Origin of the sequence: Natrinema longum (assembly GCF_017352095.1) — an archaeon.
Taxonomy (GTDB): domain Archaea; phylum Halobacteriota; class Halobacteria; order Halobacteriales; family Natrialbaceae; genus Natrinema; species Natrinema longum.
Genome location: NZ_CP071463.1, coordinates 2178796 through 2200224 on the forward strand (window position 1 = coordinate 2178796; position 21429 = coordinate 2200224).

General features: G+C 66.2%; 23 protein-coding genes. 15 read left to right on the plus strand and 8 right to left on the minus strand.

Features of this window, described 5'->3' with window-relative positions; genetic code table 11:
* Window positions 1-59 precede the first annotated feature (59 nt).
* From J0X27_RS10710 to J0X27_RS10725, 4 genes are all read left to right on the plus strand, one after another.
* Window positions 60-1145, plus strand: coding sequence for a tubulin/FtsZ family protein (locus J0X27_RS10710; RefSeq protein WP_207269190.1), 1086 nt, complete (start codon window positions 60-62; stop codon window positions 1143-1145).
* 600 nt (window positions 1146-1745) lie between these two features.
* Complete coding sequence (locus tag J0X27_RS10715) at window positions 1746-2627, plus strand: coiled-coil protein (RefSeq protein WP_207269191.1); 882 nt, start codon at window positions 1746-1748, stop codon at window positions 2625-2627.
* 210 nt (window positions 2628-2837) lie between these two features.
* Window positions 2838-3731, plus strand: a complete 894-nt coding sequence (locus J0X27_RS10720) for an NAD-dependent epimerase/dehydratase family protein (RefSeq protein WP_207269192.1) — start codon at window positions 2838-2840, stop codon at window positions 3729-3731.
* A 193-nt stretch (window positions 3732-3924) separates the two neighbouring features.
* A complete protein-coding gene (locus J0X27_RS10725) occupies window positions 3925-5115 on the plus strand; it encodes a DHH family phosphoesterase (protein ID WP_207269193.1) in 1191 nt (396 codons plus the stop codon).
* Window positions 5116-5171: 56 nt separating this feature from the next.
* Here J0X27_RS10725 and J0X27_RS10730 read toward each other — a convergent pair whose 3' ends face one another.
* Window positions 5172-5342 (minus strand): HVO_0758 family zinc finger protein, encoded by a 171-nt coding sequence (locus J0X27_RS10730; RefSeq protein WP_169924392.1) that lies wholly within the window; start codon window positions 5340-5342, stop codon window positions 5172-5174.
* Window positions 5343-5575: 233 nt separating this feature from the next.
* Between J0X27_RS10730 and J0X27_RS10735 the strand changes: the two genes are divergently transcribed.
* The 3 genes from J0X27_RS10735 to J0X27_RS10745 are packed head-to-tail and all read left to right on the plus strand — an operon-like array spanning window position 5576 to window position 7838.
* Window positions 5576-6724 carry a glycosyltransferase family protein gene (locus J0X27_RS10735; protein ID WP_207269194.1) on the plus strand — a complete coding sequence of 383 codons (1149 nt, stop codon included), beginning with the start codon at window positions 5576-5578 and terminating at the stop codon, window positions 6722-6724.
* Window positions 6725-6750: 26 nt separating this feature from the next.
* Entirely contained in the window at window positions 6751-7248 is a 498-nt protein-coding gene (locus J0X27_RS10740) for a DUF7109 family protein (protein WP_207269195.1), read from the plus strand.
* Complete coding sequence (locus J0X27_RS10745; RefSeq protein ID WP_207272075.1) at window positions 7248-7838, plus strand: NUDIX hydrolase; 591 nt, start codon at window positions 7248-7250, stop codon at window positions 7836-7838. The genes J0X27_RS10740 and J0X27_RS10745 overlap by 1 nt, the downstream gene beginning before the upstream one ends.
* Before the next feature lie 257 nt (window positions 7839-8095).
* On the opposite strand, the gene J0X27_RS10750 is transcribed toward J0X27_RS10745, so the two are convergent.
* The gene (locus J0X27_RS10750) at window positions 8096-8566 is read right to left on the minus strand and encodes an MGMT family protein (RefSeq protein ID WP_207269196.1); all 471 of its coding nucleotides are present in this window, start codon (window positions 8564-8566) and stop codon (window positions 8096-8098) included.
* Between the two features lie 290 nt (window positions 8567-8856).
* On the opposite strand from J0X27_RS10750, the gene trpC reads away from it, so the two are divergent.
* From trpC to J0X27_RS10770, 4 genes are read left to right on the plus strand one after another with little or no spacing between them, the layout of a single operon-like run.
* On the plus strand, window positions 8857-9678 hold the full coding sequence (gene trpC, locus J0X27_RS10755; protein WP_207269197.1) for an indole-3-glycerol phosphate synthase: 822 nt from the start codon (window positions 8857-8859) through the stop codon (window positions 9676-9678).
* Window positions 9675-10943 carry a tryptophan synthase subunit beta gene (gene trpB, locus J0X27_RS10760; RefSeq protein WP_207269198.1) on the plus strand — a complete coding sequence of 423 codons (1269 nt, stop codon included), beginning with the start codon at window positions 9675-9677 and terminating at the stop codon, window positions 10941-10943. The genes trpC and trpB overlap by 4 nt, the downstream gene beginning before the upstream one ends.
* Window positions 10940-11824, plus strand: coding sequence for a tryptophan synthase subunit alpha (gene trpA, locus J0X27_RS10765; protein ID WP_207269199.1), 885 nt, complete (start codon window positions 10940-10942; stop codon window positions 11822-11824). Before trpB ends, trpA begins: the two co-directional genes overlap by 4 nt.
* Window positions 11825-11848: 24 nt before the next feature.
* Window positions 11849-12643 carry a 2-amino-3,7-dideoxy-D-threo-hept-6-ulosonate synthase gene (locus J0X27_RS10770; protein ID WP_207269200.1) on the plus strand — a complete coding sequence of 265 codons (795 nt, stop codon included), beginning with the start codon at window positions 11849-11851 and terminating at the stop codon, window positions 12641-12643.
* Between the two features lie 58 nt (window positions 12644-12701).
* Here J0X27_RS10770 and J0X27_RS10775 read toward each other — a convergent pair whose 3' ends face one another.
* Entirely contained in the window at window positions 12702-13661 is a 960-nt protein-coding gene (locus J0X27_RS10775; protein ID WP_207269201.1) for a cation diffusion facilitator family transporter, read from the minus strand.
* 181 nt (window positions 13662-13842) lie between these two features.
* Here J0X27_RS10775 and J0X27_RS10780 point away from each other — a divergent pair, with 181 nt between their 5' ends.
* Window positions 13843-14415 (plus strand): SprT family zinc-dependent metalloprotease, encoded by a 573-nt coding sequence (locus tag J0X27_RS10780; RefSeq protein WP_207269202.1) that lies wholly within the window; start codon window positions 13843-13845, stop codon window positions 14413-14415.
* A 77-nt stretch (window positions 14416-14492) separates the two neighbouring features.
* On the plus strand, window positions 14493-15032 hold the full coding sequence (locus J0X27_RS10785; protein ID WP_207269203.1) for a hypothetical protein: 540 nt from the start codon (window positions 14493-14495) through the stop codon (window positions 15030-15032).
* Between the two features lie 15 nt (window positions 15033-15047).
* Here the strand turns inward: J0X27_RS10785 and J0X27_RS10790 are convergent, their stop codons facing one another.
* Complete coding sequence (locus J0X27_RS10790; protein ID WP_207269204.1) at window positions 15048-15722, minus strand: HAD family hydrolase; 675 nt, start codon at window positions 15720-15722, stop codon at window positions 15048-15050.
* Between the two features lie 232 nt (window positions 15723-15954).
* Here J0X27_RS10790 and J0X27_RS10795 point away from each other — a divergent pair, with 232 nt between their 5' ends.
* Entirely contained in the window at window positions 15955-16815 is an 861-nt protein-coding gene (locus tag J0X27_RS10795) for an HFX_2341 family transcriptional regulator domain-containing protein (RefSeq protein WP_207269205.1), read from the plus strand.
* Between the two features lie 114 nt (window positions 16816-16929).
* Here the strand turns inward: J0X27_RS10795 and J0X27_RS10800 are convergent, their stop codons facing one another.
* Window positions 16930-17511, minus strand: a complete 582-nt coding sequence (locus J0X27_RS10800) for a hypothetical protein (protein ID WP_207269206.1) — start codon at window positions 17509-17511, stop codon at window positions 16930-16932.
* Between the two features lie 221 nt (window positions 17512-17732).
* On the opposite strand from J0X27_RS10800, the gene J0X27_RS10805 reads away from it, so the two are divergent.
* Complete coding sequence (locus J0X27_RS10805; RefSeq protein WP_207269207.1) at window positions 17733-18914, plus strand: 3-dehydroquinate synthase II; 1182 nt, start codon at window positions 17733-17735, stop codon at window positions 18912-18914.
* 106 nt (window positions 18915-19020) lie between these two features.
* On the opposite strand, the gene J0X27_RS10810 is transcribed toward J0X27_RS10805, so the two are convergent.
* The 3 genes from J0X27_RS10810 to J0X27_RS10820 form a co-directional block, all read right to left on the minus strand.
* Window positions 19021-19458 (minus strand): zinc ribbon domain-containing protein, encoded by a 438-nt coding sequence (locus J0X27_RS10810; RefSeq protein WP_207269208.1) that lies wholly within the window; start codon window positions 19456-19458, stop codon window positions 19021-19023.
* 58 nt (window positions 19459-19516) lie between these two features.
* Complete coding sequence (locus J0X27_RS10815; protein WP_207269209.1) at window positions 19517-20191, minus strand: type I 3-dehydroquinate dehydratase; 675 nt, start codon at window positions 20189-20191, stop codon at window positions 19517-19519.
* A 71-nt stretch (window positions 20192-20262) separates the two neighbouring features.
* A complete protein-coding gene (locus J0X27_RS10820; RefSeq protein ID WP_097380621.1) occupies window positions 20263-21243 on the minus strand; it encodes a transcription initiation factor IIB in 981 nt (326 codons plus the stop codon).
* Window positions 21244-21429: the final 186 nt, after the last annotated feature.

The window sequence follows — 21429 nt, forward strand, 5'->3', positions numbered from 1 at the left end:
GCGGGACCATCGGTCAACTTACCGAAACGTTCAACTAGTTCTGTCGAAATGTAATACGCATGAAAGTAGCCCTGATCGGAGTCGGTCAGGCAGGCGGCAACGTCACCGAACGGCTCGCCCGGTTCGACGCGAACATGGGCTTCGAAGCCGTCCAGGGCGCGCTGGCTGTCAACACCGCGGAAGCCGACCTCCAGTCCCTCCAGTTCGTCGACACCCAGTTGATCGGTGCCGACCGCGTGAACGGGCACGGCGTCGGTGCCGACAACGAACTCGGTACGGACGTGATGCAGTCGGACGTCCAGCAAGTACTTGACGACCTCGACGGCCGCGTCACGTCACGAGCCGAAGCCATCGTCGTCGTCGCCGGCCTCGGCGGCGGCACCGGCAGCGGCGGCGCGCCGGTCCTCGTCCACCACCTCCAGCAAATCCACGACATCCCGATCTACGCGCTGGGCATCCTTCCGGGACGGAACGAAGGGGCGATCTATCAGGCCAACGCCGGTCGCTCCCTGAAGACGCTCCTCCGGGAGGCCGATTCGACGCTGCTGATCGACAACGACGCCTGGCACGAACAGGGCGAGAGCATCGAGAGCGCCTTCGAGACGATCAACGAGCGGATCGCCAAGCGGGTCGGCCTGCTCTTTGCCGCCGGCGAGGGAGTCGACGACGCAGCCGCCGCTAGCGTCGTCGACGCGAGCGAAGTGATCAACACCCTTCGGGCGGGCGGCGTCGCGGCGCTGGGGTACGCCTCCGCGGTCGCCAGCGAGGACAGCAGCGAGAACATCACGAACACGATGAGCGTCGCTCGACAGGCGCTGTTGACGGGAACGAGCCTGCCGGACGCGACGACGGCCGACTCGGCGCTGCTCGTCATTGCCGGCCAGCCCGACGCGATCCCGCGCAAGGGCGTCGAGCGCGCCCGCCGCTGGCTCGAGGACGAAACCGGGAGCATGCAGGTCCGCGGCGGTGACTTCCCCATGGACAGCGACCGACTCGGCGCGCTCGTCTTGCTCGGCGGCGCGGAGCGTTCCGACCGGATCGAGGCGTTCATGGAACGCGCCCGCGAGGCGAAAGACGCCCAGGAGGCCGAGGCCACGGACCACGCCGAGGAGTTCGCCGACGATCGCCTCGAGAACCTCTTTTGAGACGATCGGACGGGACGATTTGCGGATCGAGTCGCCTCGAGACGCAAACCGTCGGTGCTGCCCGTCCTCGAGACGCGAGTCGGTGTTCACGGACGGCTATCCGACAGGGCGACATCGACGGCCCGTCCTCGCCGTGGACCACGAACGAAGCCGACGGCTCGCAACGAGTGCTGCGGTCGGTATCGACCTGCTCTCGGTGTCGCCACGACACCGAGAGCACGCTCCGCGTCGGCGGCCCGGCTTCGAACTGGGCGTCCAATCCGCCGGGTCAAAGCCGGCTCTATTTATGTTCGCCGGCCACCCGCTTGTCATCAGCTAACACGGGGGTAGAGGCTCCTGTGAACCGTTTTCAGGGTATCTGGGACCGGTAGATTTAAACTATAGGCGACAGTAGTTGTCGTCACCAGAACGCCACCGGGGCGCGTATCGCTCGACGAACGATGACAGGAAATCTTATTCACCGAGGTTTCGCAGATCGTGAGCAGTCGCTTCGAACGGTCGGCTTGCTGCCCGTGAGTCGCTCGCCCAGCCGTCGGCGACCGACTCGAGTGGGCGACCGACCGTTCCCCGGTGCGGGTATGGCACAGAGGTTTAACTAACATGGTAGACGAATCGAAGAACATCGAACTGACAGAGGACGACTTAGAAAACAAATCGAAAGGACAGCTCATCAAGATGGCCGGTCAACTCCGAGACCGGCGAAACGACCTGAACCAGATGGCTTCCGAGCGGGCGTCAAAGCGTGACGATCTCAACGCGAAGACCCGCGAGAAGGTCGACGAAGCCCAAGAGCACCGCGAGAAACGCGACGAGCTCAACGAACAAGTCCAGGAACACAAGGAAAGCCGCAACGAGCTCAACGCCGAGGCCAACGAGCTGTTCGACAAGGTCGAACAGCTCAAGTCCGACATGGAGCTCGACGAGGGCACGGACCTCGAGGAGCTCAAAGAGGAGATCGAGCAACTCGAGTTCAAACAGCAGACCGAGGTCCTCTCGAGCGAGGAAGAGAAGGAACTCATCGAGAAGATCGAGAGCAAGCGCGAGGAGTACGAGGAGCGCAAACAGAAACTCGATCAGAACGAGGACTTAGAGGAGCTCGTCGAGGAAGCCGAAGAAGTGCGATCGGAAGCCTCCCAGCACCACCAGAAGGTCACGGAGCTGGCGGACAAGGCCCAGGAACATCACAACCAGATGATCGAGGCCTATCGCGAGGCCGACGATGTCCGTGACGAGGCCGACGAGATGCACGAGAAGTTCGTCGAAGCCCAGGAGGCCGCCGACCGCCACCACGAGGACTTCGTCCGCGTCCAGAAGCGCCTGCGCGAACTGGACAAGAAAGAAGAGGAAGAGCGCAAGTCCGAGCGCGACAAGAAGAAAGAGGAGGCCAAAGAGGAGGCCGAAGAGATCTATCAGAAGTTCAAGGAAGGCGAAACCCTCGAAACCGAGGACCTGATGAAACTCCAGAAGACGGGACTGCTCTAATTCGATTCCGTCTACCGCGGCTTTTCTCCCCGAATTTTCGGGTTTCGCGAACGGTCGTGTAGTGGCGTCGCTCTCGGCACCGCGTACTTCGGGCGTCGATCTCCCCCGCCGGGACGGATCGCCGTACACACCGTTCGATAATACTGTCCAAAAGACAGTGAACGCCGCCTCGAGCGGTGAAATTATGCGTATTCGACCACGAGTCCCGGTATGGACGTTGCAATTCTCGGCTGTGGGTACGTCGGCATCGAGCTGGGCCGACAGCTCGCGACACGAGAGCACGAGCCGATCGGCGTTCGGCGGTCGGCGGCAGGAATCGAGCGGATCGAAGACGCGGGCTTCGAGGCGGTCCGAGCGGACGTCACCGATCGCGAGGCCCTCGCGGCGGTCCCGGACGTCGATGCGATCGTCTTCGCCGCGAGCAGCGGCGGGCGGGGTGCCGAGGCCGCCCGCGACGTGTACGTTGAGGGGCTGCAAACGGCGATCGAGGCGTTCGGCGAACGCGAGCACCCGCCCGAACGACTGGTCTACACCTCCTCGACCGGTGTTCACGGCGATCACGACGGTGACTGGGTCGACGAGGAGACGCCGCTCGATCCCACGACCGAGAAGACGGCGGTACTCGCCGAGGCCGAACGGATCGCGCTCGAGGGCCCCGAAGCGTACGGCTTTCGGGGGACCGTCGCACGGTATGCCGGGCTGTACGGCCCCGACCGATACCGTCTCGAGCGGTATCTCGAGGGGCCCGTGACCGCGGGGTATCTCAACATGGTCCATCGGGACGACGCCGCCGGTGCGGTCCGATACTTGCTCGAGGAAGACCTCGCACGCGGGGAGGTCGTCCAGGTAGTCGACGACGAACCCGCCTCCAAGTGGGCGTTCGCGGACTGGCTGGCCGCGGAGTGTGGTCGGGAGGGGCCGCCGACGCAGACGAAAGCCGAACGGCTCGCGGACGACGATCTCTCCGAGGCGGGCCGACGCCGGATCCTGACGAGTAAACGCTGTTCGAACGACCGGCTTCGGGAACTGGGCTACGAGTTCGCCTATCCCACTTTTCGTGAGGGGTATCGAGAGGCGATCGAGAGCTATCGCCGTCGGGGATAATCAGTACTCACTCGTTCGTGAACCGGGAACCACGACTCCGGTCCTGACCGTGGGCCGTACGCGGTGTGTCACTCGTTTCAACGACTGCGATACCGTCGTGAGGCCGTCGACTGACGGTTCGTGACGATCGACGGCCCTTCTCGAGCGGACAAACCGTCGGAAAACTCTTGGTGGTTCGATTTGATTCCTCGGTATGAGCTATCGGCGCGCCTCGAGGGGCGGTGCCTTCCTCGGGGCGAATCCGTTGGTAACCGAGTCGCTCGGTGACTCGGTCCGATCCCTCGAGCCGCTCGTCCTCTCGTTGCTGGTTCTCGTCGCCGTCGCGCTCGTCCTCGGTGGGTGGTGGGCGGTTCGATGGGTTCGACGACCGCCGGGCGTCCGGCTCCAGCGCGTCCTCGCCGGCGAGGACGAGGTGACGGTATTGATGCATCCGAACCCGGATCCCGACGCCATGTCGTGTGCGATGGGCGTCGCGGCGATCGCAGCGTCGGTCGACACCGACGCGACGCTGCAGTTCTCGGGCGAGATCCGCCACCAGGAGAACCGCGCGTTCCGAACCGTCCTCGATCTCGACATGGAGTCCATCGAGGCGAGTTCACAGCTCGCGTCGAACCCGGTGGTCCTCGTCGATCACAACACCCCCCGCGGGTTCACGGGTGCACAGACCGTCGAGCCGATCGCGGTCGTGGATCACCATCCTGGCAACGGGGCCGGGAAGAAGTTTACCGACGTCCGGACCGACTACGGTGCGGCCTCGACGATCATCGTCGAGTACCTGAACGATATCGGCGCGACGATGGCCGCCGAGGACGGCTCCGGCGGGCTCGAGGTGTCGCCGGAGCTGGCGACGGGCCTTCTCTATGGCATCCAGTCGGACACGAACCATCTGACGAACGGCTGCTCCCGGGCGGAGTTCGACGCCTGTGCGACGTTGTTTCCCGGGATCGACGAGGACCTGCTCGACCGGATCGCCAACCCGCAGGTCAGCGACGACGTGTTACAGATCAAGGCGAAGGCGATCACCGAGAAACGGATCGAAGGCCCATTCGCCGTCTGCGGCGTCGGCGAGATCGGCAACGTCGACGCGATTCCACAGGCCGCGGACGAACTCATGCACCTCGAGGGCGTCACGGCGGTCGTCGTCTACGGTGAACACGACGGGACGCTTCACCTCTCGGGGCGGTCCCGGGACGACCGAGTCCACATGGGCGAGACGCTCCGCCACGCGATCAGCGATATACCGATGGCCAGCGCGGGCGGTCACGCACGAATGGGCGGTGGCCAACTCTCGGTCGATCACATGGAGGGGATCGGTCCCTCCGACGGGATCGGCCGCGCGGAGTTCGAGGAACGGCTCTTCTCGGCGATGGCGGGCGAACGGTGACGACGACCCTGCTCGGAGTCGGTCGGTGGCGTCTCAGTGCCCGTCGTCACCCGCCGTCATCGGATCTCTTTCCACTCGGACTTGCAGTCCGGACAGATACGGACCGTCTTGATCTCATCCGGGTCGTTTTCGGTCTTCAGTGGCTTCTCGCACTCACCGCAGACGAGCCGATCGTAGGTGTCTTTCTCGAGTTCGCCGGCACGGAGTGCCTTCCGGACTGATCTCATGTTCACCCTGTAGGCAGGTGGGGAAGAAAAAGACCAATGCTTCCCGGCCTCGAGTCGCTGCCGCCGTGTCGTCGCCGTCGTTACGGGAGCCGGTGGCAGGACGGTTCCCTGCCTCGAGTGACCGGCGACCCCGCGGCCGGGTCCGTGGGTCGCCGCCACTGCTGAGAGCGGTCCGTGGTGTCTATCTGGCCGCATCCGTGGCCGTTTTACCGGTCCGCTCGAACACCCCACCGATGGAGTACGTCCAGGAGCGGATCGCCACGCTCCACGAGTTCGGCGACGGGGACGGGCGGCGGACCGACCTCGCCCGCGAGGCCACCGCGGCAGTCGCCGAGACGGCCGTCGTCGTCCCGATGACCGGCCGCGAGTACGAGAGCCCCGCCGCCGAACGCGTCCTCGGCGAACTCGAGACCCTCGAGCCGGAACCGGCCGCGGTGTTCGTTCCCGTTCGCGCCGAGCCCGATCGGATCGGTCCGTTTCGGAACTGGCTCGAGGGGTTCGAGCTGCCGATTCGCGTCCTCTGGTGTAACGCGCCCGGCGTCGAGACGCTCCTCGCCGACGCCGGACTGGGCGGCGAGTTCGGAAAGGGCCGAGACGTCTGGCTCGCGCTCGGTCCTGCCGCCGACGTCGCCGACGCTGTCGTCGTCCACGACGCCGACGCTCGGAGTTACGAGGCGGGCCACGTTCGCCGCCTGCTCGCACCGCTGACGATGGAGTTCGAGTTTTCGAAGGGATACTACGCCCGCGTCGAGCGCGGTCGACTCTACGGGCGGCTTTGCCGACTGTTCTACGAACCGCTCGTTCGTACCCTCGCGGACGCTCACGATGCGCCGATCGTCGACTACCTCGGTGCGTTCCGGTATGCGCTGGCCGGCGAGTTCGCCGCGACCGCCGACCTCGCCCGGCGGCTCCGCGCCCCCCGTACGTGGGGGCTCGAGGTCGGAACCCTCGGCGACGCCTACGAGATCGCCGGCTTCGACGGCAGTGCACAGGTCGACCTCGGCCGGCACGAACACGACCACCGCGCCGTCGCCGGCGAGACCGGCCTCGAGGGGATGAGCCGCGAGGTGGCCGCCACGCTCCTGTCCCTCCTCGAGGAGCACGGGGTCGACCCCGACTACGGGACGCTGCCCGAGCGGTATCGGACCGTCGGCGACGAACTGATCGAGCAGTACCGCGCCGACGCGGCGATCAACGGGCTCGCGTACGATCCGGCGGACGAACGGGAGCAGCTGGCTCGCTACGCCGAGTCGATCGTCCCACCGGGGCCCGACGACACGCGCCTGCCGCGATGGATCGACGCGCCGTTCGCGCCGGGCGACGTGCTCGAGGTAACCCAGCCCTGGCGGGAGCGACGCGTCGGCTCGCGCTCGCAAGACTAATCCCCCTATCGGCCGTTGGGCCGCGTATGGACGCGACCGCCGACGAACTTGCCGGCGTGGTCGATCTCTTTGGCGGGTTGACCCGTGCCGAACTCGAGCGGGCGCTCGCCGAAGCCGCCTACCGTGCCGACGGGCAATCGGTCGACGACGGGGCCCTCGAGGCGGCGATCGACGAGGCGCTCGAGTCGTTCACGCTCGTTCGGTACGATCCCGCGGACGAGGACGTTGCGTCGATGGCCGACGGCGAGGCGTTGCTGGTCGCCGGCCCGACGGCCTTTCCGACCGTGCCGGCGGACGCGGAAGACGTCCCCCACATTCTCGACGTCGAGCGACGACGGCTCGATCGGGACCTGTTGGGTGAGCGGACCCGCGAGCGTGTCCGCGAGGCTGCCGACGAGGCCATCGAAGCCGAGGAGAGCGAACGGATCAGGGTCCTGATCGACGTCAGCTACGACGTCGAGTCGTGGGCACCGGTCGATCTCACGGACGAACGGACGCGACTGGAGGACGCTCTCGACGAATGATGGCGAGGAGACTGACGCTCGATCCCGTCGCAGCGTACGACCCCACCGAGATCGGCGACCAGGAGTACGACGCCGCGGTTCTCGCGCCGATACTCGATCGGGACGGCGAGGACCACCTCCTCTTTACCCGGCGGGCCGACCACCTCGGCGAACACCCCGGACAGATGAGCTTCCCCGGCGGCGGAGCCGAGCCACAGGACGACACCATCCTCGAGACCGCGCTCCGTGAAGCAAACGAGGAGATCGGCCTCGAATCCAGCGAGGCCGAAATCGTCGGCCAACTCGACGACATTCGAACGGTCACCGAGTACGCCGTTACGCCGTTCGTCGCCCGCGTGCCCGATCGGGAGTACGTCCGCGAGGAGAGCGAGGTCGCCGAGATCGTCGTCCTGCCGCTGTCGGGGCTGCTCGATCCGGACAACTACGAGTACGAGCGCCGATCTCACCCCTACTACGGCGAGATCGTCATCCACTACTTCCACGTAAACGGTGCCACCGTCTGGGGCGCGACCGGCCGGATCCTGGTGCAACTGCTCGAGCTGGCGACCGACTTCGAAGCACCAGAGAAGGTCGATCGGTCGGATTTTTAGTCGGTTACTCGCCGAATTGCTGGAGTTTCCGCTGAATATTCCGTCGAGTACCGCAGTGCCGTGGTTTCCCTCCGTGAGCACTGCCTCCCGAACTGCCTCGACCGTCCCTCGTCACCCGTGGCTGTCCCGAAATCGAGTTACCTCTCGGAGAGGTCGAGAACGGAGTGATACGGACCGCTGTCAGGCAGTGGCGGCGACCAACGGACCCGTGGGGTCGCGGTCACTCGCGACAGGGGACCGTCCGAATCGATCGTGGGTCACAGCCCCTCGAGCGACCGCAATTTCTGCTCGACGTCGGGCGGCGCGGCGCTGGGGCCGTCGCGCACGCGGTGGTCGGGGACCAACAGCGGGGCCGGGTTCTCGTCGAGTGCGGTCCGGACGAGGATGATGTCGTCGTCGTCCTCGTGATCGAGCCCGGAGGTCATCCGGGCGAGCGTCTCGACGCTGACCTGCTCCCCGTAGGGGATCCCCTGGACGCCCTCGAGGACCGCCCGCTGGTCGGTCGGCATGGTCATCGCGACCTGCACGTCGTCGAAGGTGATCTCCTCGAGGCCGTCGAGGTACTCGAAGATTCGATCGAGGACGGGATGGTCGTCCTCGGCGTCGTCGTCGGGGATCTCGGGGAACGAGACGCTCAGGACCCGCCCGCTCGCGGCACCGAGTTGGACGTACCGGTCGAGGTACGGCGATTCCCGTGCGTAGATTCCGGCATCCGTAACGTCCTCCATAGCTAGGCCTAGACCATCGGGGCTTGAATAGTCGCCGGTCCTCGGTTTCTTCTCGTCCGGACTCGCCGGGAGTCTCGCCTCCACTGACGAGGAACACCACGCCTTCCCCAGCCGACTTCTACTCACGGCTCCGACAGTCGACGTTCGTATTTCGGAGGCTTCGCAGTCCTCACCGCGGCACAGCGCGCGCCACTGCACGTGGGCAGATCGCGTTCTCCCTTCTTTTCTCCGCTCCCACGTGCCGCCATGACGCAAGCCTTATGTACATATGAGTACGTCGATGTACAATAATGAACTCCGATACGGAGCTCGCTCCCGCGGTGGAGTCGATCCTCGAGGCGGCACGGGAGCGGTCGGGTGGTGAGGGCGTCGTCGACGTCGACGCGCGCTCGCTGTCGGACGCGCTTGCCGACGCCGAGGCCGAGGGGCGAGTCCCAGTGATCGCGGAGGTGAAACCGACGAGTCCGACGGCGGCTGGCACTCGAGCCGACGACCCGGTCGAACTGGCACGGGCGATGGTCGACGGCGGCGCGGCGGCGATTTCGGTACTCACGGAGCCGACCCACTTCGGCGGCTCGCCCGAGGCGCTTTCCCGCATCCGGGCGGCCGTCGACGTCCCCGTCCTTCGCAAGGACTTCGTCCTCGAGGAGGCCGGGATGGACGTCGTCGAGGCGGACCTGCTCTTGTTGATCGTCAGGTTCGTGGACGATCTCGAGGCGCTCGTCACCGCCGCCCGCGAGCGGGGCTTTCAACCCCTCGTGGAGGTCCACGATCGAGCGGAACTCGAGACCGCCCTCGAGGCGGGCGCGGAAATCATCGGCGTGAACAACCGGGATCTGGCGCGACTCGAGGTCGACCTCGAAACCTTCGAGTCAGTCGCACCCGAGGCTCCGGACGACGTAACCCTGATCGCCGAGAGCGGGGTCTCGTCGCCGGCCGATGTCCGGCGGATGCGCGAGGCGGGTGCCGACGCTCTCCTGGTTGGCAGCGCCATCATGGACCACGGCGCGGGCGACAGCGACGTGACCGCGAACACGCGGCGACTCACGCGAGCGGAATCGAGCACGACGACTGAGACGACACGAGCGCACGACGGAGAGACACAGACATGAGCACGGAACGCGAACGGGACGGCGAGTACGAATCCGGACGGACGGGCAGCTTCGGCGACTACGGCGGTCAGTACGTCCCCGAGGCGCTGATGCCGGCGCTGCAGGAACTCGAGGACGCCTACGAGCGCTACGTTCTCGAAAACGAGGACGGATTTCTCGACGAGTTCCGCGAGCGCATGCGGGACTTCGGCGGGCGGCCGACGCCGCTGCAGCGCGCGGATCGGCTGAGCGAGCGCTACGACCGCGAGATCTACCTCAAGCGCGAGGACCTCCTCCACGGCGGGGCCCACAAGCTCAACAACGCGCTCGGACAGGTTCTCCTGGCCAAGTACATGGGTAAAGAGCGGATCATCGCCGAAACCGGTGCCGGACAACACGGCACCGCGACGGCGATGGCCGCGGCCCATCTGGACATGCCCTGCGAGATCTACATGGGCCGGACGGACGTCAACCGCCAGCGACCCAACGTCTATCGAATGCGAATGAACGGGGCCGAGGTGAACCCGGTCGAGGCCGGCAGCGCCACGCTGAAGGAGGCGATCAACGAGACGATGCGCGACTGGGCGACGACCGTCGAGCGGACCCACTACGTGATCGGCTCGGTCGTGGGGCCACACCCGTTCCCGCAGATGGTCCGTGACTTTCAGGCGGTCATCGGCGAGGAGATCCGCGATCAGATACAGGAGCAGGCGGGCCGACTCCCGGACAGCGTCGTCGCCTGCGCGGGCGGTGGCTCGAACACGATGGGCACGTTCCACGCGTTCGTTCCCGACGAAGCCGTCGACCTCTACGCCGTCGAGGCCGGCGGCTCGAGCCTCGAGATCGACGAAGACGCCGGACTCGCGCCGAACTCCGCGACGCTCTCGACGGGCACCGACGGCGTCCTCCACGGCGCGATGACGAAGCTCCTCCAGGGCGGTGACGGCCAGATCGTCGAGTCCCACAGCGTCAGCGCGGGGCTCGACTACGCCGGCGTCGGTCCCGAGCTGTCCCACCTCGTCGAGACCGGACGGGTCACGCCCACGAACGTCGACGACGACGCCGCGCTCAACGGCTTCCACCGGCTCTCGCGACTCGAGGGGATCATCCCCGCGCTCGAGTCGAGTCACGCGCTCGGGTATCTCGAGGAGGAACACGACGAACTCGGCGACCTCGTCGTCGTCAACGTCTCCGGTCGCGGCGACAAGGACCTCGAGACGGTGCTCGAGGAGACCGAGAAGCGTGAGCTCGAGGCCGCACCGGACGTCGAGGTGTTCGACCAGTGACCGACGAAGCACGATCCGAGAACGACGCGGCGTACGACAGCGACGTCGAAGCGGCCATCCGTGAGAACCACCCCGCGCTCGTCACCTACATCACCGCGGGTGACCCCTCGCTCGAGGACACGAAGGCGTACGTCGAGGCCCTGGATCGCGGGGGCTCGGATCTGATCGAGCTCGGGCTCCCGTTCTCGGAACCGATCGCGGAGGGGCAGACGATCCAGGCCGCGATCAACCGCGCGCTCGCGGCCGGGACGACCCCCGACGGGTTCTTCGAGCTGGTCGAAGACCTCGAGACCGAGGCACCGCTGCTGGTGATGACGTACTATAATATGATACTGCAGTATGGAAGCGAAGCCGACGTGCGGCCGTTCGTGGAGCGGGCCGCCGAAGCCGGCCTTTCGGGAATCATCGTTCCCGACTTGCCTGCCGAGGAATCCGATCCGCTTCGGGAGGCCTGCGACGACAACGGGCTCGACCTCGTCTTCATCATCGCGCCGACGACCGAGGGCGAGCGACTGGACAGTATCATGTCCCAGGTTTCGGGCTTTGCCTACGTCCAGGCCCGCCTCGGGACGACCGGCGCGCGAGCGAACGTCTCGGGTGCGACCCACGACAGCCTCGCGCGGCTCTCGGAGTACGACGTCCCCAAAGCCGTCGGCTTCGGCGTTAGCAAGGGCGAACACGCGACCGAGATCGTCGAGGCAGGGGCCGACGGCGTCATCGTCGGTAGTGCTCTCATCGACATCATTTCCTCGAGCGAGACGCCCGGCGACGCGGTCGACGCACTCGAGGCCAAAGCGGCGGAGCTCAAACGGGGCGCACGTCGCGGCGCGGATTCCCTCACGGTCGATCCGGAAGAACGACCGGAACCAGAACAGCCATAACGGCAAGCTTGTTAGACTCCCGCAATGACCACAGGAACTGACGCACGACTCGAGCGAATCGGCACAGACGGATCGTACGTGATCATCCCGATGGACCACGGCATCACGATGGGTGCGGTCCAGGGACTGAAAGACATCGAATCGACGATCGACGGCGTGACCAGCGGCGGGGCGGACGCCGTCCTCACGCAGAAGGGCGTCGCACCTCGCGTCCACGACAACAAGAACGGGAAGGGGTACATCGTCCACCTCAACGGCTCGACGACGATCGGACCCGACGAACAGGACAAACGGATGACCGGGACCGTCGAGGAGGCGATCCGAGTGGGTGCCGACGCCGTTTCCTTCCACATCAACGTCGGCTCCGACCACGAACCCGACCAGATCAGCCAGCTCTCGGAGGTCACCGAGCAGGCACAGCGGTTCGGCATCCCGGTGCTCGCGATGGCCTACGCTCGCGGTCCCGGCGTCGACTCGGCGGACCCAGAAGCGCTGGGCCACGCGGTCCGACTCGCCGAGGAACTCGGCGCGGACATCGTCAAGACGGGCTACAGCGGTGACGCGGAGAGCTTCCAGCACGTCGTCGAGTCGACCCGACTGCCGGTCGTCATCGCCGGCGGTTCGAAGGGCACCGACCGCGAGACGATCGAGATGGTCCGGGGCGTGATGGACGCCGGCGGTGCCGGCGTCTCGATGGGCCGATCGATCTTCCAGCACGAGGACCCGGAAGCCATCGCGCGGGCGGTCGCCGGCGTCGTCCACGAGGACCTCTCGACCGACGAGGCACTCGCCGAGTCGGGGCTGGCACTCGAGGCCTGAGGCCCTTCGTTTCTCTTCTCGCTGTCGACCGCAGTAGCGTCCGCGATACCCCTCGCGGTCAGTGGCAGTGCGTATCGAGATACACGTCACGGTCCGCATAGTGGGGACTCAGTTCGACGGTCGCGTGATCGACGCCGTGGCGGGCGAGTTCGTCGTGGACGCGAGCGACGACCGATTCGGCCTCGGCCATCGTCTCGACGCCGGTCTCGAGGTGGACCGTCGCGACCGTGATCTGACTGCAGATCTGCCACGCGTGGAAGTCGTCGACTCGATCCACGCCGTCGATCCCGGTAATGTGGGAGCGAACGTCGGCGCTCTCGAGGGGCGTCTTGAGGAAGAAAATCTCGCCGCTGCCGCGCAAGACGGTGACCGCCGACCAGGTCACCACGGCGGCGATGAGCGCCGCGGTGATCGGGTCGACGACGCGGATGCCGGTCACCTCGATGGCGAGCACGGAGACGATGACGGCGACGGAGCCGCCGGCGTCGCCGAGCAAGTGGTAGAACGCACCCTTCTCGTTGAGGCTCATCGCGTCGCCGTGGAGGACGTACACCGAGCCGACGTTGACGAGGAGGCCCCCCGTCGCGATGGCGATCGTCGGGCCGGTACCGATGGCGACGGGCTCGAGGAAGCGTTGATAGGCCTCCCAGAGGATGAACCCGACCATCGGCAAGAGGAGGAGCCCGTTGAGGAACGCGGCGAACGGCTCGAGACGGTGGAGGCCGTACGACCAGCGCTCGCCGTCGCCGTACTGTTCGGCGACGTGAGCGGCGGCGAAGGCCATCACGTACGCCAGCGCGTCGAACAGCATGTGGACGGCGTCGCTGATCAACGCGACGGAGCCAAAGGCCAGCCCGCCCGCGAGTTCGACGAGGAAGCCGACGACGTTGATCAGCGAGACGGCGGCGAGTTTGCGACTGCTCGTCGAATCCCCGCCGTGGCTGTGCCCCCGTCCGTGGCTGTGGTCGTCGCCTGCGTGCGAGTCGTCGTGAGCGTGCGCCGACTCGTGTTGACGCATCGTACGTCGAACTCGGTCCCTCGATCTTATTAATATAGTTGCTATTAGACGCCGTTTTCTATACTAATCGCAGCAAAAATACCTGGCTAAGTTATTAAAACGTGTCTGGTGCATCGCCGCTTCTCACCCGGAACGGGACCGAATCGGAACGATTTCGACGGGAGCCACCTAGTACGAGCCCGTGACCGACGGCGAGGAGCTGACGCTCGCAGACGAGATCGTCGCCCGCGCGCGGATTCACGCCCGTGAGGTCCGCGAGGAGTACGAACTGGCCGTCGACCTCGGGGCCCTCGAGTGGACGGTCTCCCCGCGAGCGCGCCGCCGGGCGGGCCTTTGCAGGTGGAACGCGGACAGCGGCGTCGCGACGATCGTGCTCGCCCGCCGGGCGTACGACCACTACGACTGGCCCGAGTTCGCGGGGATCGTCCGCCACGAACTCGTCCACGCCTGGGAGTTCCAGCACTTCGGCGAGTCCGGACACGGGGAGCGATTTCGCGACCGGGCTGGCGCGCTCGAGGCCCCGCGCTACTGCGAGGCGTTCGCGGAGCCCCGATACGTCCTCCGGTGTCTCACCGACGGCTGTGACTGGCGGGCAACGCGCCACCGTGCGTCCACGCCCGTGAAATCGCCCGATCAGTACCGCTGTGGTGCCTGTGGCGGCCCCTACGAGGTCGAGCACGCGGAAAGCGGCCGGACGTGGACGACCGCCGGCGGCTACGGCGGCGCGAAAGCGGCCCTCGGCGACGAGTGGTAGTGCGATCGGTGCGCGAATCGGGCGAGCGACGGGTCGAGCGCGGAACACTTATTCGCCTCACCATGCCTGTGTCAGGTATGGGAATACTCGAGTTGATGCTGGGTTCGTCCGGCCCCGGCGAACAGGGCATCGAGGGGAAATCGTACACGCTCCCGAAGGAGACCCACGACTTCGTCTATCCGATCGCGGTTCGCCGCGAGGAGGTCGAGGCCTTCGGGGAGTTGCTCGAGGCGGCCGGCGACGGGTCGCCCGCCGAGACGGATCCCGAGGAACTCCAGGCGGTCATCGACGACGTGGGGGGCGAGGAGGGTCCCGATATCGATACCGACGCGCTCGTCGAGCGGCTGCAACGGCCCCAGAACGCGGCCGCGTCGGTGATCGGGACCTGGAGCGAGACCCTCGAGCGAGACATCGGCGTCGTCTACGCCCGTCGCGGGACCCTCGAAGTCCTGGTCGAGTTCGTCAAGCGCTGTAAAGACCGCGACGAGGACGAGTCGGACTCGTTCGAACTCCCCGAGAGCTTCCCGAACGCGGCGGCGCTGCTCAAGCGACTCGAGGAAGGGACGGACACCCAGTATCGGGCCGTCGTTCACACGGATCTGCTGCCTGACGAGTAGGGGTTCGAACCGCCACTAGACGATCGTTTCGAAGGTCTCGAGCGACGCGAGCTCGTAGGTCGGCTCGTGTTCGCTGGGGCCGTCGTCGCGGCCGGTGTCGAGCCAGGCCGAGTCCAGGCCCATCGCGTTGGCCCCTGCGATGTCGGCGTGTAACGAGTCGCCGACGTGGATCGCCGCGTCCGGCGTCACGTCGAGGTCGGTGAGTGCGCGTTCGAAAGGGGCCGCGTTCGGTTTCGGGAGGATCCCCGCGCTTGGCTCCGTGAAGACGTGGGTGTCGAACGCGTCCTCGATACCCAGCGATCGGAGTTTCCGGGTTTGTGTCTTCCGGCCACCGTTCGTGATGAGCGCGACGGATGCACGCTCGCGGGCGTATTCGAGTGCGGGTTGCGCGCCGGGCCGGAACCGGACGGCGGTCGGCTCCTGGACGTCGAGGTAGTTCGCCGCGAGCGTCGGCGCGAGATCGGGAGCCACGCCGGCCCGCCGTGTGACTTCCGTAAAGAGGTGCTCGTAGAACTCCCGATCCGTTTCGGCGGTCGGCAGGTCGGGCACCGCGGCTCGCAGATCCGCCGGCGTACAGAACGGGTCACAGCCGGCCCGCTCGAAGGTCGACTCGAGCAGGCTCGCGGCATCCTGGGTCGATTCGCAGAGCGTCGAATCCAGATCGAAACAGATCGCGTCGTAGGCGGCCATCTGTTTCCGTGTAGGGGCGGGGGCGTTCTCAACGTTTCGCCGAGGTCCTACCCACTCGAGACGAGGGTATCGTCACCGACGAGAACTGCCTGAAAGTCCCGTTCAATCCCGCCAGACTGGTTGTTCGACCGGGGAGCCGACCTCGCCGGCCGATCGGGGCCGACTCGAGCCTCTGTATAGAGTCGCCTACCGATTCCGTAGCAGTTATTCTTATTGACACGCCTCTCGGCGTATGGAGGTCGTCAAGCGAGTCCACGTCGTGCCGCTGGGCTACGAGTTCGATCGGATCTTCGAGCCGATCCGGGACCAGCGGGCGGATCTCGTCTATCTGCTCGAGGGTGACGGCGTGGGCGGCAGGGGGAGGAACGGCAACGGAGGGGAGCGGAACGGAACGACCGAGCGAAACGCCACGGCAGCCGCCGAGTACCACGAGGAGTTGCGCGCGGAACTCGAGTCGATCGTCCCCGAGGTTCGGACCAGGGAGTGCGATCTGACGGACGTCTACGCCGTGCTCGGAGACGTGACGACGATCGCCGACGAGCACGCAGACGATCAGGTGTACGTCAACGTCTCCGGGGCCGGGACGATCCCGGCGATCGGTGCGACGATCGCGTGTATGGACGTCTCGACTGACGCACACGCCTATTACGTCGAGCCCGCGGAGTACGCCCACGACGGGACCGACGAACCGGTCTCGTTCGGGCTCGACGAGATCGAGGAGGTCCCGACCTATCCGATCGAGTCGCCGTCGCGTGACCAGGTCGCGATCATGGAGTTCCTCTCCGATCCGCCCGCGTGGGACGGATTTCACGACGATCGGACGGCCCCGCCGAAGAAGAAAGACCTCATCGAGTACGCGCGCGACCACGACCTCTCTTTTATCGCCGACCGCCGCTCGCCCGACGAGCGCTCCGGCGAGGACAAGGGCGCGTTCCGCGTGCTGGATACCCACGTCCTCGAGCCTCTCGCCGAGGACGGCTACGTCACGATCGAGTCGGTCGGCCGCCGGCGCGTGGTCGAGTTGACCGAGCGAGGCGAAAACGCCTACCGGGCGTTCCGGCACAAACTCATCGGTGACGATACCGAATCCTGAGACGGTTTGCTGTCCCGATTTGCCGGTGAGACCGGGACCCGCTGTGTGGGTGGGTCGGGACCCAGTGACACCGGACCGTCCGAACGGCGGTCGGCCAGCACACGCGTCGCCAGTTCACTCCTCGTGAACCAGCCTGTACAGTTTCGTCCCCAGCCGGGCGAACTCGAGGTCGGCCTCGAGTCGCTCGACGTGGTCTCGAAGCGCCGCCGCGTCGAGTCCCGGGAACTCGCGGTCGGTGCGGGAATCGAGGTGGCTGCTCGCGCGTGCGAGCAGGAAGGGCGCGGCGTCAGCGAGGTGCGAGCCCGGCAGCTCGGGGCCAGCGCCACGGCCGCGCTCGACCGCGGCCAGCACTTCTCTGGCCACGATGAGCCGCCGCCGGAGCCGGCGGATCTCGTCGTCGTCCGCGGGCGGCGTCAGGTACCGCGACTGCAACTCGTCGGCCGCGACGACGCGGTCCGGATCGACGTCGAACTCCGCCGCGAGCCGTTCACGGTCCGGTTCGCCGACGCCGGTCCGGCGAGCGGCGAGCCGGATCGCGCCCAGCATGGCAGCCGGCTGCCCGTACTCGAGGACCGCCAGCTCGCCGGCGTGATCGTAGACCGCTCGCGCGATCGTGGCCGTGGACTCCGCCTCGAGACGGCGGGCGGCGCGGTCGATCGACGGTTCTGCATCCATCTCGAGGTGACGCTGACCCATGTTCGATCGATCGCCCGGAGATATCTTATCAACTTCTGAGAAAGTGTCCGTACTATCCTTACTATCGCGGGTGTTGGTACTATCTGTTCTATTACGGCTTTCGACCGGCGGTATCGGGCCCGACGACCCGGAAACGGCTGCCGTCGATCCGTTGGACCGATCGATCCGCCGGCCCTGCCCGATCCGCCACGTTCAAGCCGGTCCCCTTCGAGGATCGATTCATGACGCGAGCTGTCTGGGTGAAAGCCGACGATACCGTCGGCGACTGGAACGACCGCCGGGCGCGGATCACCACCGCGCTCGAAGCGGGTGCAGACTGGGTACTGGTCGACGAAGACGACGTGGGACGCGTCCGCGAACTGGGCGACATCAACGTCGCGGCGTTTCGAACCGATGGCGACGTGACCCTGGTCGACGACGCCGAGAGCGAAGACGACCCTGCTTCGCAGGCCGACGCGATTATCGTCGGCAAAAACGGCGAGGGCGACGCGACGATCGACCTGCCCGAGGACTTCTCGGGCTCGGCGGATCTCTCGACGCTGCGACGGGACGGCGACTTCGACCGGGGCGCGTACGTCCGCATTCTCGGCACGGAGTACGAACGCTTCGCGGAAACCGCCGCCGAGGAAGCCGACCACACGATCGTCGTCGGCGAGGACTGGACGATCATCCCCCTCGAAAACCTGATCGCGCGTATCGGCGAGGAGACGGACCTCGTCGCGGGCGTGACCAGCGCCGAGGAGGCCAAGACGGCGTTCGAAACCCTCGAGATCGGCTCCGATGCCGTCTTGCTCGACTCCGACGATCCCGACGAGATCCGAAAGACGGTCGAGGTCCGGGACGAGGCAGCCCGCGAGAGCCTCGATCTCGAGTACGCCGAGGTACTCGACGTCGAACGGGCCGGCAGTGCCGACCGGGTCTGTGTCGATACCGGCAGCCTGCTCGAGCACGACGAGGGGATGCTCGTGGGGTCGATGAGCCGCGGGCTGGTGTTCGTCCACGGCGAAACCGCGGAATCACCGTACGTCGCCTCCCGTCCCTTCCGGGTGAACGCGGGCGCGGTCCACGCCTACGTCCGCACGCCCGACGGCGGGACGAAGTACCTCTCGGAACTGCAAAGCGGCGACGAGGTCCAGGTCGTCGATCTTCAGGGCAACACCCGCGAGGCCATCGTCGGTCGGGTCAAGATCGAACAGCGACCGATGTTCCGGATCGCCCTCGAGGCCGCGAACGGCGACCGCGTCGAAACCCTGCTCCAGAACGCCGAGACGATCAAGGTCGCCACCGCCGACGGACGCAAAGCGGTGACTGACCTCGAGGCCGGCGACGAGATGTTGCTGTACTACGAGGATACGGCTCGCCACTTCGGCGAAGCCGTCGAAGAAAGTATCATCGAGAAGTAGCGGTCCCCGTCGGCTCCTCGCCCGCTCGGCTCGTACGGTCTCCCGTACCGATGCAACCGCGACCTGTCTTGGGGGTGTACCGTCGATGACTTCCAGCAGACCGTCCTCAGATATCGTTCGTCTCTGCCTCGGGCTCTGCCGGTTCGAGTCGCGTCGTACACCAGTGACAGAACGCGAGGTCCTCGTCGATTTCTTTCCCGCACTCGGGGCAGGTCGATTCGTCCGTCTCCGTATTACCGCCGGGCAGGTAGCCCAGCGCGCGAAAGGCCGAATCGACCGCGGCGAACAGGGCGATAAACGAGAGGAAGAACTGTGCCATCACGTCGGTTTCTTCGGCCATGATCGTCGCTTGCTCGAAGGCCTCGTCGTAACTCGTTATCGGACCGGCCGCCGTGAGTTGATCGATCGGGAGAAAGAAGGCACTCACCGAGAGGAAGAGCCCGGCAAAAAGGGCAGCGCGGAGCCAGTCACGAACGAGGACGTGGCCCGCACCGGGCATGATCACCGACAGGCCGGCGGCGAGAAGCGCACGGAGCCATGTCATTGTACTGGGATGGTAGGGGCCCCCTGCCCTTAACATTCCGATTCTCCTCGTTTTCGACTCACTCGAGTCGTGTCACCAGTTCCGAGAGCGTCTCGAGGTCGTACTGTCCCGGTGCAGTCGCCGCCGCGGGATCGACGGGCGCGTAGCCGATTTTCGACCCGTACACCGGTGCGACCGCACGCGTGTGACTCCCCACGTCGCCCATCGCCATCGTCGCGACCGTGTCGCCGTGGGCCGTCAGCTGTTCGGTCGCGGACAACACCGCGAGCGTATCGGCCTTCGAGTCCGCAGTCACCGCCAGTTTCGCGACGTCGGCGTACTTGCCCGCCTCCGTCAGCGTCCGGACCAGCCCCGTTCGAGGCGGCGTCCCCTCGAAGTCGTGGGCCGACGCGACGATCGAGACATCCCGGTTGCGAGCCGTCTCGAGGGTCTCCTCGGCGTCGCCGTCCACGATCGACTCGAGTTCGACGTCGATCGCGGCGACGGCATCGAACCCGGTCGCTTCGGTCAGCGCCTCGAGTCGGCCGTCCTCGTCGGCGTCACCGCCCTCCCAGTCGGCTCGATTCGTCGCGAGGAGCGGGAGCTCGCCGTCGTAGGCCTCGAGTGCGGCCAGTGGCTCGTCGGTCAGGTCCATTCGAAACTCGATCGCGTCCGCGTGCTCGCGGGCCGTGGGTTCCTCGGAGAGGTCCGCCGTCGACGCCGCGAGTACGAACGAGTCGAAGTCAAGTTCCATTGCTACCCACTGCGGACGAGCGTGGCAAAAACGGTATCGTTCCGGCGAGTTTCAGTCGTCGTTGTTCCGAGTTAGGCCATCCCGATGGTCTCCTCGGCCTCGAGGAGCTCGTGGTAGCGGTTTCGGATGGTGACTTCGGAGATGTCGGCGACGTCGGAGACGGCGGCCTGCGTGGTCTTCTCGTTGGTCAGCAGTGCGGCGGCGTAGACCGCGGCGGCTGCGAGGCCGACCGGCGACTTGCCCGAGTGGACGCCCTTCTCCTTGGCGTTCTGGAGCAGGCTTCGCGCGCGGTGCTCGGCCTCGTCGGAGAGTTCGAGTCCCGAGGCGAACCGGGGGACGTAGCTCTCGGGATCGGCCGGCTGGACCTCGAGGCCGAGTTCGCGGACGACGTAGCGGTAGGTGCGGGCGATCTCGTTTTTCTCGACGCGGGAGACGTCGGCGATCTCGTCGAGGCTCCGGGGGACGCCAGCCTGCCGGGCGGCGGCGTAGACACACGCCGTCGAGACGCCCTCGATGGAGCGACCGGGGAGGAGGTCCTCGTCGAGCGCGCGTCGATAGATGACGCTTGCCGTCTCGCGGACGTTCGTGGGCAGCCCCAGCGCGGAGGCCATCCGGTCGATCTCGCCGAGTGCCTGCTTGAGGTTGCGCTCCTTGGAGTCGCGGGTGCGGAAGCGCTCGTTCCACTTGCGCAGGCGCTGCATCTTCTCGCGCTGACGCGAGCCAAGGGAGTTCCCGTAGGCGTCCTTGTTGCGCCAGTCGATGTTGGTCGAGAGGCCCTTGTCGTGCATCGTGTTCGTCGTCGGCGCGCCCACGCGGGACTTCTCGTTTTTCTCGGCGGCGTCGAACGCGCGCCATTCGGGACCGCGGTCGACCGAGTCCTCCTCGACGACCAAGCCACAGTCCTCACAGACGGTCTCACCGTGTTCGTCGTCGACGACGAGGTTACCCGCACACTCGGGGCAGGCAAGATCCTCCTGCTCGCTTTCGGTCTCCTGTTCGTTCGTTTCGGGTTCGCTACGTCGTACTCTCGTATTCGATGGTGCGTTAGTCATACGATGGCAAGTGCTCCCGGCCGAACCGATCGTAAAAGCCCGGACGGATTCGTTACCTCCCACGTTCAGAGACTCAAGGTTTAACGGTTTCGGAATCCGGATCCAATATGCTCCGAAAACGGATAATTCGGACGAACGAGTATGACAAATAGAAACATTCAAGAATAGAACGAAACCGTCACCGAT

Coding starts and splice junctions, on each gene's coding strand:
- J0X27_RS10710 (WP_207269190.1), top strand. CDS start 60: ATGAAAGTAGCCCTGATCGGAGTCGGTCAGGCAGGCGGCAACGTCACC.
- J0X27_RS10715 (WP_207269191.1), top strand. CDS start 1,746: ATGGTAGACGAATCGAAGAACATCGAACTGACAGAGGACGACTTAGAA.
- J0X27_RS10720 (WP_207269192.1), top strand. CDS start 2,838: ATGGACGTTGCAATTCTCGGCTGTGGGTACGTCGGCATCGAGCTGGGC.
- J0X27_RS10725 (WP_207269193.1), top strand. CDS start 3,925: ATGAGCTATCGGCGCGCCTCGAGGGGCGGTGCCTTCCTCGGGGCGAAT.
- J0X27_RS10730 (WP_169924392.1), bottom strand. CDS start 5,342: ATGAGATCAGTCCGGAAGGCACTCCGTGCCGGCGAACTCGAGAAAGAC.
- J0X27_RS10735 (WP_207269194.1), top strand. CDS start 5,576: ATGGAGTACGTCCAGGAGCGGATCGCCACGCTCCACGAGTTCGGCGAC.
- J0X27_RS10740 (WP_207269195.1), top strand. CDS start 6,751: ATGGACGCGACCGCCGACGAACTTGCCGGCGTGGTCGATCTCTTTGGC.
- J0X27_RS10745 (WP_207272075.1), top strand. CDS start 7,248: ATGGCGAGGAGACTGACGCTCGATCCCGTCGCAGCGTACGACCCCACC.
- J0X27_RS10750 (WP_207269196.1), bottom strand. CDS start 8,566: ATGGAGGACGTTACGGATGCCGGAATCTACGCACGGGAATCGCCGTAC.
- trpC (WP_207269197.1), top strand. CDS start 8,857: ATGAACTCCGATACGGAGCTCGCTCCCGCGGTGGAGTCGATCCTCGAG.
- trpB (WP_207269198.1), top strand. CDS start 9,675: ATGAGCACGGAACGCGAACGGGACGGCGAGTACGAATCCGGACGGACG.
- J0X27_RS10770 (WP_207269200.1), top strand. CDS start 11,849: ATGACCACAGGAACTGACGCACGACTCGAGCGAATCGGCACAGACGGA.
- J0X27_RS10775 (WP_207269201.1), bottom strand. CDS start 13,661: ATGCGTCAACACGAGTCGGCGCACGCTCACGACGACTCGCACGCAGGC.
- J0X27_RS10785 (WP_207269203.1), top strand. CDS start 14,493: ATGGGAATACTCGAGTTGATGCTGGGTTCGTCCGGCCCCGGCGAACAG.
- J0X27_RS10790 (WP_207269204.1), bottom strand. CDS start 15,722: ATGGCCGCCTACGACGCGATCTGTTTCGATCTGGATTCGACGCTCTGC.
- J0X27_RS10795 (WP_207269205.1), top strand. CDS start 15,955: ATGGAGGTCGTCAAGCGAGTCCACGTCGTGCCGCTGGGCTACGAGTTC.
- J0X27_RS10800 (WP_207269206.1), bottom strand. CDS start 17,511: ATGGGTCAGCGTCACCTCGAGATGGATGCAGAACCGTCGATCGACCGC.
- J0X27_RS10805 (WP_207269207.1), top strand. CDS start 17,733: ATGACGCGAGCTGTCTGGGTGAAAGCCGACGATACCGTCGGCGACTGG.
- J0X27_RS10810 (WP_207269208.1), bottom strand. CDS start 19,458: ATGACATGGCTCCGTGCGCTTCTCGCCGCCGGCCTGTCGGTGATCATG.
- J0X27_RS10815 (WP_207269209.1), bottom strand. CDS start 20,191: ATGGAACTTGACTTCGACTCGTTCGTACTCGCGGCGTCGACGGCGGAC.
- J0X27_RS10820 (WP_097380621.1), bottom strand. CDS start 21,243: ATGACTAACGCACCATCGAATACGAGAGTACGACGTAGCGAACCCGAA.